This window comes from Pseudomonas sp. 34 E 7 (assembly GCF_900005715.1).
Taxonomy (GTDB): Bacteria; Pseudomonadota; Gammaproteobacteria; order Pseudomonadales; family Pseudomonadaceae; genus Aquipseudomonas; species Aquipseudomonas orientalis_A.
This window is the reverse complement of sequence record NZ_CVTX01000121.1, coordinates 20,082-34,942: the sequence shown is the minus strand read 5'-3', so window position 1 is coordinate 34,942 and position 14,861 is coordinate 20,082. Positions and strand designations below refer to the sequence as shown.

13 protein-coding genes and 1 tRNA gene are annotated in these 14,861 nt (G+C 51.0%); 3 read left to right on the top strand and 11 right to left on the bottom strand.

The window, feature by feature from the left end; translation table 11 throughout:
• Positions 1-26: 26 nt before the first annotated feature.
• Complete coding sequence (locus BFP96_RS29035; RefSeq protein WP_256548924.1) at positions 27-197, bottom strand: KTSC domain-containing protein; 171 nt, start codon at positions 195-197, stop codon at positions 27-29.
• Between the two features lie 1,228 nt (positions 198-1,425).
• On the opposite strand from BFP96_RS29035, the gene BFP96_RS10115 reads away from it, so the two are divergent.
• From BFP96_RS10115 to BFP96_RS10105, 3 genes are read left to right on the top strand one after another with little or no spacing between them, the layout of a single operon-like run.
• A complete protein-coding gene (locus BFP96_RS10115; protein ID WP_139113377.1) occupies positions 1,426-4,761 on the top strand; it encodes a hypothetical protein in 3,336 nt (1,111 codons plus the stop codon).
• Positions 4,742-5,230 carry a response regulator gene (locus BFP96_RS10110; protein WP_083216614.1) on the top strand — a complete coding sequence of 163 codons (489 nt, stop codon included), beginning with the start codon at positions 4,742-4,744 and terminating at the stop codon, positions 5,228-5,230. The genes BFP96_RS10115 and BFP96_RS10110 overlap by 20 nt, the downstream gene beginning before the upstream one ends.
• Entirely contained in the window at positions 5,220-6,419 is a 1,200-nt protein-coding gene (locus tag BFP96_RS10105) for a 5'-methylthioadenosine/S-adenosylhomocysteine nucleosidase family protein (RefSeq protein WP_065936132.1), read from the top strand. The genes BFP96_RS10110 and BFP96_RS10105 overlap by 11 nt, the downstream gene beginning before the upstream one ends.
• 346 nt (positions 6,420-6,765) lie before the next feature.
• Here the strand turns inward: BFP96_RS10105 and BFP96_RS10100 are convergent, their stop codons facing one another.
• From BFP96_RS10100 to BFP96_RS10065, 10 genes are all read right to left on the bottom strand, one after another.
• Complete coding sequence (locus BFP96_RS10100) at positions 6,766-7,608, bottom strand: chromosome segregation protein SMC (protein ID WP_065936131.1); 843 nt, start codon at positions 7,606-7,608, stop codon at positions 6,766-6,768.
• Between the two features lie 98 nt (positions 7,609-7,706).
• Complete coding sequence (locus BFP96_RS10095; RefSeq protein WP_065936130.1) at positions 7,707-10,595, bottom strand: DUF927 domain-containing protein; 2,889 nt, start codon at positions 10,593-10,595, stop codon at positions 7,707-7,709.
• Positions 10,592-10,864: a DUF3077 domain-containing protein gene (locus BFP96_RS10090; RefSeq protein ID WP_017478646.1), complete on the bottom strand. Its 273-nt coding sequence runs from the start codon at positions 10,862-10,864 to the stop codon at positions 10,592-10,594. Before BFP96_RS10090 ends, BFP96_RS10095 begins: the two co-directional genes overlap by 4 nt.
• Positions 10,861-11,145, bottom strand: coding sequence for a hypothetical protein (locus BFP96_RS10085; RefSeq protein WP_058426345.1), 285 nt, complete (start codon positions 11,143-11,145; stop codon positions 10,861-10,863). Before BFP96_RS10085 ends, BFP96_RS10090 begins: the two co-directional genes overlap by 4 nt.
• A complete protein-coding gene (locus tag BFP96_RS30235) occupies positions 11,142-11,627 on the bottom strand; it encodes a hypothetical protein (RefSeq protein WP_139113376.1) in 486 nt (161 codons plus the stop codon). The genes BFP96_RS10085 and BFP96_RS30235 overlap by 4 nt, the downstream gene beginning before the upstream one ends.
• Before the next feature lie 47 nt (positions 11,628-11,674).
• Positions 11,675-11,980: a hypothetical protein gene (locus tag BFP96_RS10080; protein ID WP_065936129.1), complete on the bottom strand. Its 306-nt coding sequence runs from the start codon at positions 11,978-11,980 to the stop codon at positions 11,675-11,677.
• Positions 11,977-12,210, bottom strand: coding sequence for a helix-turn-helix transcriptional regulator (locus tag BFP96_RS10075; protein ID WP_065936128.1), 234 nt, complete (start codon positions 12,208-12,210; stop codon positions 11,977-11,979). The genes BFP96_RS10080 and BFP96_RS10075 overlap by 4 nt, the downstream gene beginning before the upstream one ends.
• A gap of 119 nt (positions 12,211-12,329) precedes the next feature.
• Positions 12,330-12,578 (bottom strand): helix-turn-helix domain-containing protein, encoded by a 249-nt coding sequence (locus tag BFP96_RS29030; RefSeq protein WP_083216612.1) that lies wholly within the window; start codon positions 12,576-12,578, stop codon positions 12,330-12,332.
• Between the two features lie 490 nt (positions 12,579-13,068).
• Entirely contained in the window at positions 13,069-14,304 is a 1,236-nt protein-coding gene (locus BFP96_RS10070) for a tyrosine-type recombinase/integrase (RefSeq protein ID WP_065936127.1), read from the bottom strand.
• A gap of 167 nt (positions 14,305-14,471) precedes the next feature.
• Positions 14,472-14,548, bottom strand: a tRNA-Arg gene (locus tag BFP96_RS10065).
• Between the last annotated feature and the right edge of the window lie 313 nt (positions 14,549-14,861).

Genomic DNA, 14,861 nt, shown 5'->3' with positions numbered 1-14,861 from the left:
GCTTTCGGATCACGTTAAGGCTTCAATCAGCAACGGTATCGATCACGAATGAACTGGTTGTAATAGGAGCCTTTTGATCCCGCTAACATCAGGCCTTGGTGTATCGCTGGCGGGACATTGCAGAAGTCATAGGAGTGACCCTGTTGAAAGCGGATACACATTTTCCGCGTGTCCGGATCGTAGCCTACGGCGGTCATTGCACCAGAGCGCACGGCAATCATGTCCATAGAATTTTCCCAAACGTGCGGCCCTTCAGTAGGCCAACCCGTCTGATACTAGCTGAGCTTCTCTCGTCTGGAGCCTTCTCTCCCAAAAGTGCCGGGGCCCCTGGAGCTATCTTGAGGGTACGGGGCATGAAACCCGCGCGATCAGGTTAGTGGGAGGCGAGGGAAGTTACTGAAATTTCAATCGTTGAAATTGAAAGAATCTTGAAGAAAAAGGCCCATCGTTACAGCTTCGGTAAAGGTGCTTTTATCTTTTCCTGATAGTGAACACCTGCATGACGTCAGCCATGGTGATGGGTGTCAACCAGGTCCAACCTGTCAACCAACTTAAAAGATCCAGCTGCTTACACGAACGCGGTGGGTTCTTGCCCCGGGTCTGTCCGGACCGTCCAAGGTGTCCATATATTCAAGTCACTGGCTCGATAGGTTTTGACGCTGGAGGGGGCCTTTTCGAGGGGCAGGGGGACACACCTCTAATAAAATATGTTACGTGTGTTACGCGTGTTACGGTAGAGCGTAACTTGTTGAAAGTAAAGGATATATCTACGGTTACACGTACAAGTGATGTTATCAAGTAGATGTGTTACATCGCGAGAATGTGTTACATCGATTGCTGTCTGTTGACGGGGCCGTAACCATTTCTTCGGCCCACTGTTGGAGATTGCCGCCACGCGCTGCCTAGCCATGCCTTGGCTTCCACTATTAGATCGGACGTAAAGGCCTTCGAGAAAGGCCACGAGCGATAAACTGGTAACGTTGACATAGTCCGATCAGATCGATGCCTGGGAAGACCCTAGACACTGCCGTATTCATTACGACGATCAGTACCGACAGCTCTCTGGCGTGCTCATTATTTTCGTTTGTCATGGTCATTGCCTTGGGCGGAATCGGGCTACAGGGCCATACGGGAGGAAGCCTACAGTTATGGTCCGTGAGGTGCAGCGTTTCATCCTCGAGTCGGATTTCGAAGGATTAACTGAGCGACCACCCCGCTGGGAGCAAAATGTGTGTAGCCCTGGGTGCAACAGAAATGCCCTGCTTTGTGCGTCTTTCTACATTTAAACCTGGCGGCCTGATCGGGCTGGCGCCTGCTTGGAGGCTCCCAAGGGGGGCTATCCCTGTCACTCCCACGTCGGGTTGGCGATTTGCTAGTATGGAGCAATCTGAGCTACCTAATATCGCGAGACTATGAGGGATCAAATTGTCTAGAGCTCTGGAAAGATCCATATTTAAAACGTTGACTAAGGCAGCAGTCAGGGACTATACGACGTTTATAGGACAGGCCTCGGTTATTAGAAATAATCTAAATGTAGACCAGTACCCAACGTTTCTTAAAGTTTATTATGATGTCGGTAAGAAACTTAAAAGGCGGTCATGGACCGGAAAGCAGGATATTAACGATCTCGGATATGACTGTGCAATGGAAGGTAAGTCGCTAGGTGAAGATATATCGCTTGCGGCGAACTGGTTGGCGTTACATAGTGATGAGCTTAATAAGTTCGTGGTTTTAACTTTTGAAATACAAGAAAATATTTTAAAAGAGGATTATCCATTAGCGTTAGATAAGGTGGAAAAGTTCCAAAAAGCCAATGGCTGGTCATTTTGGATACTTGAAGCGATCTATTACTTGTTTAGTAAGGTTCATGGTTCAGATGCCGTGCGAGAGTTGGCAAGGGAAATCAAAGAACAATCTGACAACCGCATCATAAATTTCGCATCAACTATATTTTCTGAACGCGCAGATGACAGATATTCAGTAGATAATTTCTTTTCACGATGGAGCGATGTTATACCAAAACATCTAAAAAAACCGAGGCTTCAAAACTATTATATGTTTCACGCTCTCGGCGTCTCGGATCTGGGGGATTCATTGGGGACGGTTATCTGTCAGGACTTCTGTAACTCAATTTTTGATTGCTATAATACGTTAGTCGAAGCAATATTTTCAGTTATCTTTTCAAAGCCCGAATCTATAACGGACTCAATGCGCGTGGGAATTGATCTGCTAATTTCAAGTGGGGTTAGCGATTTTAGACTTAATAAGATTAAGTTTTTGCTTGCAGATGATCCCTTTAGCGACAATGAACTGTTTATTCCCAATACAGAAAAGTTTTACAGGTCACTTGTCGAACATAGCTCTAGTTCTGACGGTTTACCTGAAGCTTTAGGCTTTATTCATGACTTGAACGAGAATGGCGCGTCTGCAATTAAATCGTTAAGGCAGTTAGAGAAAGAAAGCTTACGCTTACGGTTTCTTCCTGTTGGCTTATGTTTAACAGATTTTAGTTCTAATATGTTCGGCAAAGAGAGGAAGAGAATAACTTCGCAGCCTTGGCTCGCCTTGTGCAATAGGAGTTTGACTCTCGAAGATTTATTTATTCTGCCTCCAAAACTCGCGTGGATAGCGATTAATCGAATTTCTACTTTCACAGATTTTGATGCTTCTCAAAGTGCTTCTGACCTTAAGGATGCATACGAGGGAGTAATTACTAAGGATACACGCTTAGATATCTCTAATAATGCAATTTTATGGTTGGGCTATGAGCTGTTAGACCATGGTCGAACGAAAGAATGTACATTGATAATTGAGCGGCTGAATACAGAATCTCGCTATTGGAATCGACAGGCGACTAAACTATTACTTGCATTGCTTAGTCAGACTTGTGAGTTAGAGCAGGCAGTAGAGCTTGCCTATAGTAAGCTAGAAGAGAGCAAAACGTCCTGTTTTGAATACCCTTTCGCAAATATATTTATTGATAACAGTTGGGCTGACTTAAAGCACCTTGATCCGATACGTGTAGCAATAGTTACGCACTTTACCAACTCTGCGCTTGAGAGCAAGGATGAAGAAATTCATTATGCCTGTAAAATGGCATGTAAAAAAATAAATGAAATTCGTAAAGTAAAAGAAATTTTAACCGAGGATCTTCTACCGCAAAATAAGAAAGCAGTAGTTACATTGTTCTCTAACGTTTGGAAAGAGGAGAATCTTACTTTTTTGAGTCTTAAGACAAGTCTTGAGGCAATGAACGAACGCCTCGGCGTTTTACGTCTACTTGTCCAGGTTGATCCTGATAGCGAGCATGAGTATGCCTCAGAAATCATGGATATTACGCTTCGAGAATCTCAGTGGCAGGGCTTGAGTCACGTTGATGAGACGAGAGTTTTTGTTAATGAAGCCGGCGTCTTGAGGTGGGCCGAAAAAGAGCTGAGGCAGGATTTTGAGACATGGAAAAAAGCTTATGCATTAGCAGATGTCGAAGAAGTTACCGAAAAGATCTTCAAGTTCGTCAACTCATCTCAAGAGGAACGGATGGCGGAAATTGCGAATGGGGAGCTGTCGGAAGATAATAAGATTTTGTTAGCGATTATCGGTCGTCTCGAAAATAAGTTTCTAAATGATCCGCTTGATGGGTTGCATTGCTACTTAAGTGCTCGGATTAGGCATGGCACAATAAAAAACACTATCCTGGGTCCCGTTGATGAGGCTGGGTTTTTGGCAGTTGGTGATCGGCTCGATGTTAGTATCGAGAAGTACCTACATGAAATTCATAGTGAGGATATAGATCGTGTAGTGGTACCGGCCCTGCTCAATCTCTCTAAAAGCTTAGTTAATCTGATAAATGACGCTCTTTTACATAAAATTCGAATCAAAAGTGAAAAGCATCCGAATGGTTATATATACATGGGTAATAGTGATACGTTTTTCAATAAAACGGCTTTCCTTGTTGGTTCGATGCTTGACTTCTCAAATTTCGTAACGGTTGTGTTCAGTTGTTTTTGGAAGTTGCTAGAACCCTCGTTAAAAAATTTGAATGATTATTTTTCAAACGATTTCCAGCAAAGTACGTACAACCTATTTGATCAAGCAATTTCAGATATTGAGGCCTCTGGAGATGGAACGAGGGGATTGGTAACAGCTCTTACAAGGATCAAGAATTTGACGTGCCAGAAGTGTGTTGTCGCTGGTGGGTGGTTCCAGCCCCATAGCAATCTCACTAATAGGGTTTTCAGCTTAAATGAGGTGATAAGTATTGCTATACGAGCCTCGAAAAATATTTACCCTCGTTTTAACGCAAATATTGAGGTGGAACAGTCGGAGTGTCTTGATGTAAAGCTTACGGCTGTAGGCATGGGCGCTATAGTCGAAGCACTGAGCACGTTATTTGAAAATTGTTGGAAGTATTCTGGATTCGGTAATAGGAATTATACTATTGACGTTGTCTCTCACATTGAGCTGTCTAATGGTATTCTTTCGTTCGCCATATCGAACCCTCTTTCTTCTGTACGGGTTAGTCAACTGACACCTGCGGCTTTAGCAGCTATAAGAGAAAAGTTTCAGAACAATTTAGAGTTTGAAAGCGTGGCGAGTGAAGGGGGTACAGGTCTTCCCAAAATAGCTAGGCTTTCGCATAGGGTGGATCGCTCTATCTGTCCTGTTCCTCTAGATATAAAGCTGGAAGGTCGCAATTTTGTTGTGGTGGCCTTCATTCCTCTGCATAAAAGAGACGAGGCATATGATGTCTTTAATTACTAGCATGAACGTACTCGTTATTGAAGATGATACGCCAAAATTAAATGCAATAATGAATTGTCTTACTGAGGATGTTGGCGTTGTAAGTGAAAATATTTATGTTGCAAGGTCCTTGACTAGTGCAATTGGAGCATTGGAGTCGGGAACTTATGCGCTCTGTATTGTTGATATGTCTATTCCAACATATGACTTTGAGGCTGATAAGACGGGCGGCGAGCCTCAAGCAAAGGGCGGCCTTGATGTTTTGCGATATATCCAAAGCGAAACCGATGAAACCAAGGCGATCGTTATAACACAATATCATGAGTTTACTGAAGTAGATGGTTCAGCTTCAACGCTTGAGCAGATAACGGAGCAGCTCCTTAAGAGGTTTAAAGTGAATCTTTTGGCTGTGCTATTTTACGCTAGCCAAAAAAGTGACTGGCGAAATAAACTAAAATTTTTGATCAATGGTGAGTTTGATGGGCGTTAAAGTATTAATTTCAGAAGATAATTCTTTTAAAGCCCAGCTTCTCACTGATGCTTTGATTGAGTACGGTGTTTCTATCGCAGACATAATCATTGCCAAAAATGCTTATGAAACACGTTGTGCTTTAAAGGATAATGCGGGTCTTATCGACTTGTTGCTACTTGATTTGGTTCTCCCTAACAGATTTGGGGATACGCCTCATGCGTCTGTGGGGTTGGAGTTGTTAAAGTTAATATTGGAAGATGGTGAATATCATCCTCCGAAAAATATTGTCGGAACTACTGCCGATGACGAAGCCCGTGAACAGCATGAGGAGGAGTTTCGAAGATTTACTACGCAGATTCTTATGGTTACTCCAGAGCTACCCGATTGGCGTTTCTCGCTTCAAAAGCTAATCTCCCGTATCGAGCGCTCTCAGGAACAGCCGAGGGAGAACTTGGTTGACGTTTGCTTTGTGACAGCGCTAAGGCATCCAGAACTAGCAGCGGTACTCCAGTTACCGATTTCTTGGACTCCCGAACAGTCCCTTGGCAATGGTGTCCTAATTCAAGAGGGAACGGCAGAAATAGATGGGAAGTTGAAGAAATTTGTTTGTGCTCATTCTACCCAGATGGGAATGATCGCAGCATCATATATGGTTAGGGTTTTATGGGAGAAATACTTCCCCAGGCTCATAATTATGACCGGTATATGTGGGGGTATTCGGAATGTGAAGTTGGGGGACGTGATTGTTGCAGATAGAAGTTGGGATTGGCAAGGCGGGAAGTGGTTGCATACCGGGGAATTTGATTCCGCACCAGATCATAAAGAAGGTTCTCCAGAGCTAGTAGCTCTTGCGAGGGGAACTGAAGGATTAGCTGAGAGCTTTTGGAGAGGTAAAGAAAAGCGCCCTGAGTCACCCCCCTCAGTCAAAGTGGGTCCTATGCTTTCAGGAAGTGCGGTGGTTGAAGATCCAGCGAAACATGACATTTTTATCAGGCAGCACAGGAAGGCTATTGCTGTTGACATGGAATGCTTTGGTGTTTATTTTTCTGCGGATATGTCTGTTGACCCACAGTCAAAAGTATTATGCATCAAGTGCGTTTCTGACTTGGCGGATCGAAATAAGGCGGATAATTTTCAAGATTATTGCAGTGAGCTCAGCGCAAGAGTTGGGTTCGAGGTGGTAAGAAGGTATTTTTCTAAAGTGTGATTGCCTACTGTTTTCATTAGAGTAGCCTCGGTTTTGAGTGTTGCTAGCTCGCCTGCGAGTTTCGAGGCTTAGAATGCGCACTTTAACGGAAGTCAGTATTGCATCCGTTGAAGTGTGCGTGTTTCTTGCTGTCTTTTTTCCAAAATAGTACTGTCTAAACATATCTTGACATTCGCTGGTCCCGTTGCTTTTGCATTTTCTATGTTAGGCATTGCGCACTTCGCTCAATTCTTTAATGTCCTACGATCTTTCCCCTTTAGGAGTATCTTACGTTAGTTTGAATATGATTAAACTTTGATAAGTCCGAAACAACCCGTCTCGCAGGCTGCTTCGGAGAGGGTTTGGGTTAGGCAGCTAATAGGTCGATCAAGTTGTATTGACTCGAGCGGTCTGCGAGTTCTTGCCAAGTCCAGCTTCCGAAGTTTTCGCCCTGTTCAGGGATGTCCAGCTTCATCAGTGCAACTGGTTCTCGATTTATCAGGATGCGTGCAGCCCACAGCTTGCCGCCTGTCTCCAGCAGCGCTTTGGCGACCTCGTTCCACTTTTCTTCTAAAACTGTGTTCGCCAGATGAGCCGCTTTGTTCTCGATCTTAGCGTGTTCTTTTTGTGCCTCCGTGATGTGCTGATCAATCGTCACCAGCTCCTGCTCCAGGGCGGTGATGAGCAGTTGTTGGCGGCGGTGATGCTCAGCCGCAGTCGTGAGGTTTTTTGCAGCCTTTTGGGCTTCCGCATTAGCGGCTTTCTCGCCCTCTACATCGCCCCAGGCTACAGCCTGTGCATAAGCGGTGGCTGCGTCCGTTTCAGCTTGTCGAGCCTTTGCCATGTCTTCCTGATCGCTCTGGCGGACCTGCTGCAACCGGGTCTCGATGCTGCTGCGCTTTTCGTTGAGCTCCATCTCGTCGGCTTTCCAGGTCGCCATGGCGCTGATGTAGCCCGCAGCCAAGCTTTCGCGGTTCGCCAGTGCCTCAAGACGATCAATCTTTTGGTTCAGGGTGCGGATCTCAAGATCTCGCGAGTCGATGCGTCTTTTATGATCGTTGATTTCATCCTGCACGGCCCGTTGACGGCCCTGTTGGATAACTTCGGGGCTTTCCAGTGCCGCTTCAAAGGGCGCCAGGTCGCGCTGAATGCTCTCCATTTCGAGGGTCAGTGTGTCGCGGCGGCCTTTCAGTTCTTGGATAGTGTTCATCTGTATTGTCTCTGGGTACTGCGTTTGATAGGGATGATTGTCGTACGGCTGGCGAGGCCGGGAATGAGCCGGCGCTACCTCTATCAGCAGGCATGCCGTCAGGCGGCCTTGGCCTCGCCTTCATCCGTTCCTGGAACTGTCTTCACCACATAGCAGCGCTGGGGGCCTAACCCGGGCAGGCGAATTAAGCTGTACGCCTTTCCGTCGCTTCCCGGCTCGAGCACACCCCGTTGAAGCAGCTCCTTGTTCACCGCACTGATATTCATGCCCTTGAAGATTTCGGCCCTCCAAGCTTCCGGCAGTACGTAGTAGGTATTGGTGGTGTGCAGGGCGTCGCCCATGCCGTGTTCCAGGGTCTTGCGAAAGCCCAACCGATCAATCGTGCGAGGGCCGTGCTCATCGATCTTGGCGGCGGCAGATTCCCAACGGGTAAAGCGGCTTTCTCCAAAGCGCTCGATGACCTGGCGCAGCCGCGCCAAAATCGCATCACCCTCAAAGTTACCGGCGCCGCCACGTTCGGCTAGCCACGCATGCAGACATACCCGTGCTGCGGTTGTGGCTGTGCCATCGGGCCAGCCAGTAACGCCGAAGGCTGTGGCTAACTCCCCGGCCGCTGCTGCGAGGCCAAAGCGAAGGGCGGCACGCTGGGCCTGACCGCTTGCCGAGGCTGGCAGATTTTGGGTGATGAACTGTTCCACCGTGCGGCGAACGATCACTGACCACCTGAGCATTTCTCCGGGCGCACACAGTGCGTGCAGGAAGGCGGTGAGGGGCGTGCCGTAGTATTTGGCTACGCGGGCTTTGAGCGCATCGGAGAGGGCGGCTGCATCCTCAAAACCGTTCAGCACATCGAACATGCCCAGGCCCTTGCTGGCATCCGCTGGCACCGCAAGCATGCGCACCTCCATACCGGCTTTCAGCTCCTTGTTGGCATCTGCCATGTGCTGCGCCAACGTCTTCTCGCCGGTCGAGAGAAACAGCAAGCGCCATTCCTGCACCTGTCGGCCCGCTTGTCCTCGATCATTCGCCCGGGCCTTACCGGTGCCGTTGCCGAGCATGTATACGGTTTCCCCAATGATGCGTGGGTCGCACATGCCGATTTCATCCAGCACCAGTAGGCCGTCTGAGTGTGCAGCGGCGATGGACTCCAAGGCGTTATCTGTCGAGCGCCACGAACGCACCAAGCGCGGCCCGCCATAAACCGAGGCAGCGACCTGCAAGTGGGTAGTCTTACCCCCGGAACTGTCGCCATAAAGGTGGAAGCCGCCCGACTCATGCCCAAGCAGGTTCAGCAGAGGCCCCGCAAAGGCCACAGAGACGACAAACGCCAAGCGGTGATTACCAATGCACAGCGCGCCGATTTGCTGCTGCCATTGCTCCAGAGAACCCGCTTCGCTGATTGGTGGAAGCTGCGCCCCGGCTTCATAAAAATGCAGGTGTTCGGCGTGTGAGCCGATTTGCTGTTCGGGCAAAAGGAAGGCGTTGTCGTGCCAACCCAGGCGTGTCACCAAACGTGCGCGCTGGGCGCTGTCGAAGCCGCCGAGGTAACTCTGCAGGTCATTGCGTGCGTTGCGTCCTGATCGGCTTCCGGCAAGGCGCAGACCCATGTCTACCAGCGGGCCGAGTACGTCTTTGCCGAAGTCTCCGGTCATGGTCCGGGCCGGGATGTTCCAACGTTTTTTAGCGCCGTCTGGGTCATCGAACTCAACCAACAAACCCCAGTTGTGGCCCTTGTTGTCGCGAGTGCGAGCGATGATTTCGAGAGGCGAGCACACGGGGCGTGCCTCACCATCGTCGCCGGAATAAAACACCCCCTCAGGCGTCAGGCGAAAGCCGCCCGGCAACAGGTCATTTTTTGATTTCGCAGGACGTTTGGCGGGGGCCTCGGCCTTCGGTTGTTGAGGTTCAGTTGGATCAGCGGCATTGCCGAAAAACTCACCGCTGCCCACCAGCTCGGCGACGTGGCCAGCGGTCCAGCCTTTGGCTATCGCATCCGCTGCATCGTCGCCGTCTGCCCATTTTCCACCCTTAATGAGCGTGAGTTTTCCGCCTTTGCTGCTGGGCTTGAGCTTGAACACGTCGAGCGAGATTCGTTGGACTGACGTGGCGCCCAGCTCAATCAGCTTGAGCTCGATGGCGTCCATGCAGGTCTTGCCGCTGGCATCATTATCCGGCCACAGCATCACAGTGCGCCCTTTGAGTGGCGTCAGGTCGGCCTTGTGCCAAGAGTTGGAGCCGTTCGGCCAGCAGGTGGCGACGTAGTCCGGCATCAGCTCAGCAGCGGCATCAGTTGCTTTCTCTCCCTCACACAACACCACGGGCGCATCGGCGCGCTGTGCCAGCTCATCCAGGCGCAGCAAAGGCCGAGGTTCCGGTAACCCTTGCCAGCGCCATTGTGTGGTTTGCCCATCGGAGCGCTTGCACCAGGTCAGCGGCGCAAAGACCTTTCGCGGTTTGCCGTCTTCATCTGGGCCCAGGTCGAAGCGATACAGCGCCATGACCGGCTGGCCCTGGGCATCACGATAGATCCACACCTTGGACGGAACTCCGTGTTGCCGGTGTTTGGCAGGGCACTTGTTCATGGCCTCGGCCGGGATCGGTTGAATCGCGATCCACTCCGGCGTTGCGCTCTTGGCTGGTGTGCTTTTGGTGGTTGCAGATCCTGTGGAAACGCTGAGCAGATCCGCCAGCTTTTTGCATGCCTCAACGTCCGTGCCGCCGTCGATGTAACGCACCAGGTCGATCAGGTCGCCGCCCTTATCGCCAGTGGCAAAATCCGCCCAGGTGCCTTTGCTCAAATTGACCTTGAGTGAGCCAGCGTGTTTATCCGTGCGTGTGGGATTCGGTGCGGTGTATTCCTTACCGCCGTCGACGCGTTTGCCGTTCGGCAGCCAGCGAGAAAGTACGCGGTCGATGCTCTTCAGGGCAGCGCTTTTTACGTCGGCAAAGCTGGGGCGTTTTGAGGTGTTGCCGGTGCGTTGAGTCATGGGGCGGTCCTCGACTCAAGCAACGCCTCGTTCACGTCATCGATCAGCGCTTTGGCCATCTCGCCGAGGTAGAACGCAGGCCAACTAAAACGCTCGCCCGCATCGCTGATGGCGGCGTCGAGGATCAGTTGATTGGCGTGGTGCAGAATTTGGGAGACGGCTTCAAGTGCGTCTTCCAGCGGGATACCGGCATTCACCCGAAACAGGTTTTGGCCGTTACCGTTGGCAGGGGAGAACTCGGAGCGTCCACGCGTGCTGGAGTGGGTCACAGCGCACCGCCTTTCTGGCCCATCGGCACAGAGGAGGCATCACCGTACATGGTGAGTGTTTTGATCAAGCCCAAGGTGCCACGCACGTCCCAAATAACGGACGACAGCACGCGGTTGGAGAGCAGGGGTTTATCCCCGTCTAAGTGGTCTTCCAGCAGCATGAGAACGGAGTTGGCACGGTCGAGCGCGCAGGTGATGGCGTCGATAGGCAGACCGGCTTCGGCGTCTTGGCTTACGCAGAGTAGATCTTCGGGCAGTGCAAAGCCTGGGAGCATGCTCATTGGGCACCCCCCGCAGCTTCCAGAGCTCGCGCTTTGGACATATGGACATTGTAGCGGGAGAGGCGTGTAGCGAGGCTGGAGTTGGCATGTAAAGCGGCGAGAGCCATTGCTCGATGAGCAGCGGCGCGAATTTTGGATGGATTGAGGGCGTGTTTCATCTGTGTAGCTCCTTGATTTGAGGAGCTGCCACGTTCGTTACCAAGCGAATGGGTGGCAGCTGTGCGCAGGTTGGTAAACCGGGAATCAAGGAACCCGGCAGGCACGAATGCCTCCCACGCACAGCCGCCATAACACGTAACTGCGGGCACAAAAAAAGCGCCTGCAATCGTAATGGGGGCGCTGTTGCGCCTTGATTTCGTCGGGTTACCAAGCCCGTTCGCTGAATTTGCAGCGACACCCAGAGAGTAACGTCCGTTTTTTGAAAGCGCAACCGTGCGGATCACTTGCGGATTTTTTCGGTGGGGAATAAATTGCTCAGGCATGTAGATTTACCTCAACGCCTCCGGTTGCCGCCGGGGGCGTTTTTGTTTCAGGCATTGGCTTCCCAGCGAAGGGAGAGCAGTGGGAGGATGTCGCCGTCGAGGCAAGATCGTGCGTCTTCGTAAGCGTCGATTTGTTGCCCTTCATCCACGATCACGGCACGCGGGGCTTCGCTGGGTACTGAAAGTGCACACCAAGTGCCGTCTGCCCATTGCATGACTACAACTACTCGATTCAGGCGTTTTTGTTGCGCTCTGTGAAGCTCAAAACGTTGCATCCACCGCGACGAGAAACCGACTTTTCTGAGCACAGAGAAGGGCTGCAAAATGGCCTTGTTAGCGACACGATTCGTCATGCCGCCGCCCGGTCGCGGGCCGCGATACGCGCCCGTGTCCAATTCAAAATTTCGGCTAATACCCAAGCGACCGGAGCCCCACGCGCATTGCTGTCGGTGAGCTTTACCGCTTGCGGAAAGCCGCTCTCTGGCTGGCTCATAAGTTTGTAAACCGTTGCGCGGCCGATACCTGTCAGGGCTATGACTTGATTGATGCGTATCAGCGTGGCGGCCGGATCGAACTGTCCCATTTCCGTATGAGGCGCGCTGATCGGCAAGCATGCGGATCCGCTAGGGGCCTTTTGGTGACTTTTTCGTGGAGTAGAGGGCGCAAGCCCAACAACTTTTGCAGATTGCTTTGGGGCGCTCATCAGGTCATGTCTCCAGCGGTTTTTGCAGGTGAGCGCAGTTGGGTTTCAAGCCACGCGACCACGTCTTGGGAGCGATAACGAACCCGAGACCCGGTTTTGATATAGGGAAGTGAGTTGCTGCGAGAACTTCGCCAGGCGGCAAGCGTTCGGCTGGACAGACCTAGTGCATTAGCGACTTGGTCGGTAGTGAGCAGACAAGCAGGGGTGAGAGAGGTAGTGGAGTGGTCTGAAGTGTCGTGAGGCTGCATAGCGCGTTTCCTGTCGTAGTTCGTACAGGCCCCAGCTATGTAAACGATTTTCTATTTTTTAAAAGCTTTATTTTTATAGTTTTCGACGCAGGTTTTATGGATAAGACAGTTTAAGCGAGCGAGATCGCAGCAAAGTTTCAGTTTTTTCCTGGGCTGTCCTACCTTGCCCTACTGGTTTTCTATACAGTTAAAAATCGGAAAGTGAGAAATGAAATCCAGTTAATTCCCGACGAACGGTACTCCCCTGAGCCCCTTCTGGCAGTCCGATAACAGCGGCCCCTCCTCAGCGTGGGGCGACCAATAAGAGATGGCCGCCAGAGGTTTTGGGCGCCTTAGGCGTAACACGCTTTTGACGCGTAACACATGGTGTACGGACCTCTTTTAATACGTGTTACGCAAGAAATATTGAATAAAATCAATTGGTTGGTCGGATGCGTAACATGCGTAACACCAGTAACACCGATTCTTGATGGGTGTGGGATTGGCGTATTCAACCGGCCTTGCCAAACTGTCCCTGAATAATGTTGCCATCTACTAGCTCATCCAGATGATCTGCGTACCACTGCATCATCACTCTGCGCTGAGGCAGGTAAACCGCCTTGTTGTACACCCCTGCTATTCCTTCCTTTGCGTGAGAGAGCTGGGCCTCAATGTGATTCTCATCGAAACCCTGCTCATTGAGTATGGTGCTCGCGATGTGACGAAAGCCGTGACCTGTTTGCCGACCGGCATATCCCAGTCTGCGGAGCGCCATTAGAAAGACTGTATTGCTACGGGGGATTGTCCTGTCTTTCCTGCCTGGAAATAGGAGAGGGTACGCACCTGTCAGTGTTCGTAACTCAGTGAGCGCTTCAATTGCCTGTCGAGAGAGAGGCACCACATGTTCGCGACGACGTTTCATTCGCTCGGCTGGGATCGTCCATAGCTTTTTGGAGAGGTCGATTTCTGACCAGCGTGCTTCGCGGATCTCGCTCGGGCGCGATGCTAATAAGGAAAGCAAGCGAAGCCCTATACGAACGTCCTTTGCGTGAGGGTAGGAGTTGATCGCTCGAAGTAGCGCAGGCAGTTCTTCAATCGAAACGTGTGCATAGTTTTCAGCGCTACGTGATTGCAGGAATTTGCTGAGACCTTCAAGGGGGTTGTGGACGGCTCGTCCTGTTACTCGGGCCAGGTCATAGATCTCTTTGCAAAAGGCACGAACTCGGCCCATTTGTTCAATGATCCCCTTCTGCTCCATGCCGCGTAGAAACTCCATCCATTCCAGGGGCAATATTTCTGTGTACACGCGTTTGCCGAAGACGGGGAACACGTGAAGCTCAAGTGCGCCAAGTACTCGTCGAGACGTACCTGTTTCCCAGCTTGTACGTCTGGCCTCAAACCACTCGCGGCCTAGTGCTTCAAAGGTGTTGTTGGCAGCAACCTGGTCTGCAACCTTCCGAGCTTGCTTGCTCACCAATGGATTTTTGCCGGTCGATGCGTCTTCCCGCAGTTGAGCTGCTTTCTGTCTCGCCAATGAGCCACTGATTTCCGGGTAGCCGCCGAGACCCAGCCAAGACCATTTCCCGTCTGGCTTTTTGTAGCGCAGCTCCCATGATTTCTGTCCGTTAGGCTTCACCCGGAAGTACAGGCCATTCCCGTCCTGCTCCCGATACGTCGTGTGCTCAGGCTCCAGGCCTGCGAGAGTGGTGTCTGCTAAGGGGCGGCGTTTGATTTCAGTGCGCTTCACTTCCTGTATGCCTCCAGTTATAGGAATCTCAAAGCATACACGTGGGCATACACGGCGGGAAGTTATAGGGGTAGACAGGGACGGATAGCCAGAAACAAGAAAGCCCGCACAGGGCGGGCTTCTTGGGGTGTTTCGTAGACTGTCTGAGACAGCCCGAGACTGCTATATGGTGCACCCGGCGGGATTCGAACCCACGACCCCTGCCTTCGGAGGGCAGTACTCTATCCAGCTGAGCTACGGATGCTTGTGCGGGCGACATCATACCCATGTCGACCTTGGGCGTCCATGCTGGTCTTTGGGCGTTTGAGTGTAGGAATCTGCCGTATAGAGGCCCTGCGCTGTGCGCCGCTGAACGACGCAATGAAATCTGGGCCAGTTACGCTGATCAGAAAAATCCGGCAAAAGCCCCGTTTACGTTCTTTTTTTCGAACAGCCTATTGCCCCTTCCCCCCATTGATCCTAGGATTCGTTTGAGATTTCAAACGCTCTGTCTCCCGTGCGCTATATATTGATGTTGCGCACCGAGGCTGATTTCCCTGACGGCAGCCCACAAGGCG

Bases quoted from the DNA above. Each gene is read 5' to 3' on its own strand.
- BFP96_RS29035 (WP_256548924.1), bottom strand. From the start codon at position 197: ATGACCGCCGTAGGCTACGATCCGGACACGCGGAAAATGTGTATCCGC.
- BFP96_RS10110 (WP_083216614.1), top strand. From the start codon at position 4,742: ATGATGTCTTTAATTACTAGCATGAACGTACTCGTTATTGAAGATGAT.
- BFP96_RS10105 (WP_065936132.1), top strand. From the start codon at position 5,220: ATGGGCGTTAAAGTATTAATTTCAGAAGATAATTCTTTTAAAGCCCAG.
- BFP96_RS10100 (WP_065936131.1), bottom strand. From the start codon at position 7,608: ATGAACACTATCCAAGAACTGAAAGGCCGCCGCGACACACTGACCCTC.
- BFP96_RS10095 (WP_065936130.1), bottom strand. From the start codon at position 10,595: ATGACTCAACGCACCGGCAACACCTCAAAACGCCCCAGCTTTGCCGAC.
- BFP96_RS10085 (WP_058426345.1), bottom strand. From the start codon at position 11,145: ATGAGCATGCTCCCAGGCTTTGCACTGCCCGAAGATCTACTCTGCGTA.
- BFP96_RS30235 (WP_139113376.1), bottom strand. From the start codon at position 11,627: ATGCCTGAGCAATTTATTCCCCACCGAAAAAATCCGCAAGTGATCCGC.
- BFP96_RS10080 (WP_065936129.1), bottom strand. From the start codon at position 11,980: ATGACGAATCGTGTCGCTAACAAGGCCATTTTGCAGCCCTTCTCTGTG.
- BFP96_RS10075 (WP_065936128.1), bottom strand. From the start codon at position 12,210: ATGGGACAGTTCGATCCGGCCGCCACGCTGATACGCATCAATCAAGTC.
- BFP96_RS29030 (WP_083216612.1), bottom strand. From the start codon at position 12,578: ATGCAGCCTCACGACACTTCAGACCACTCCACTACCTCTCTCACCCCT.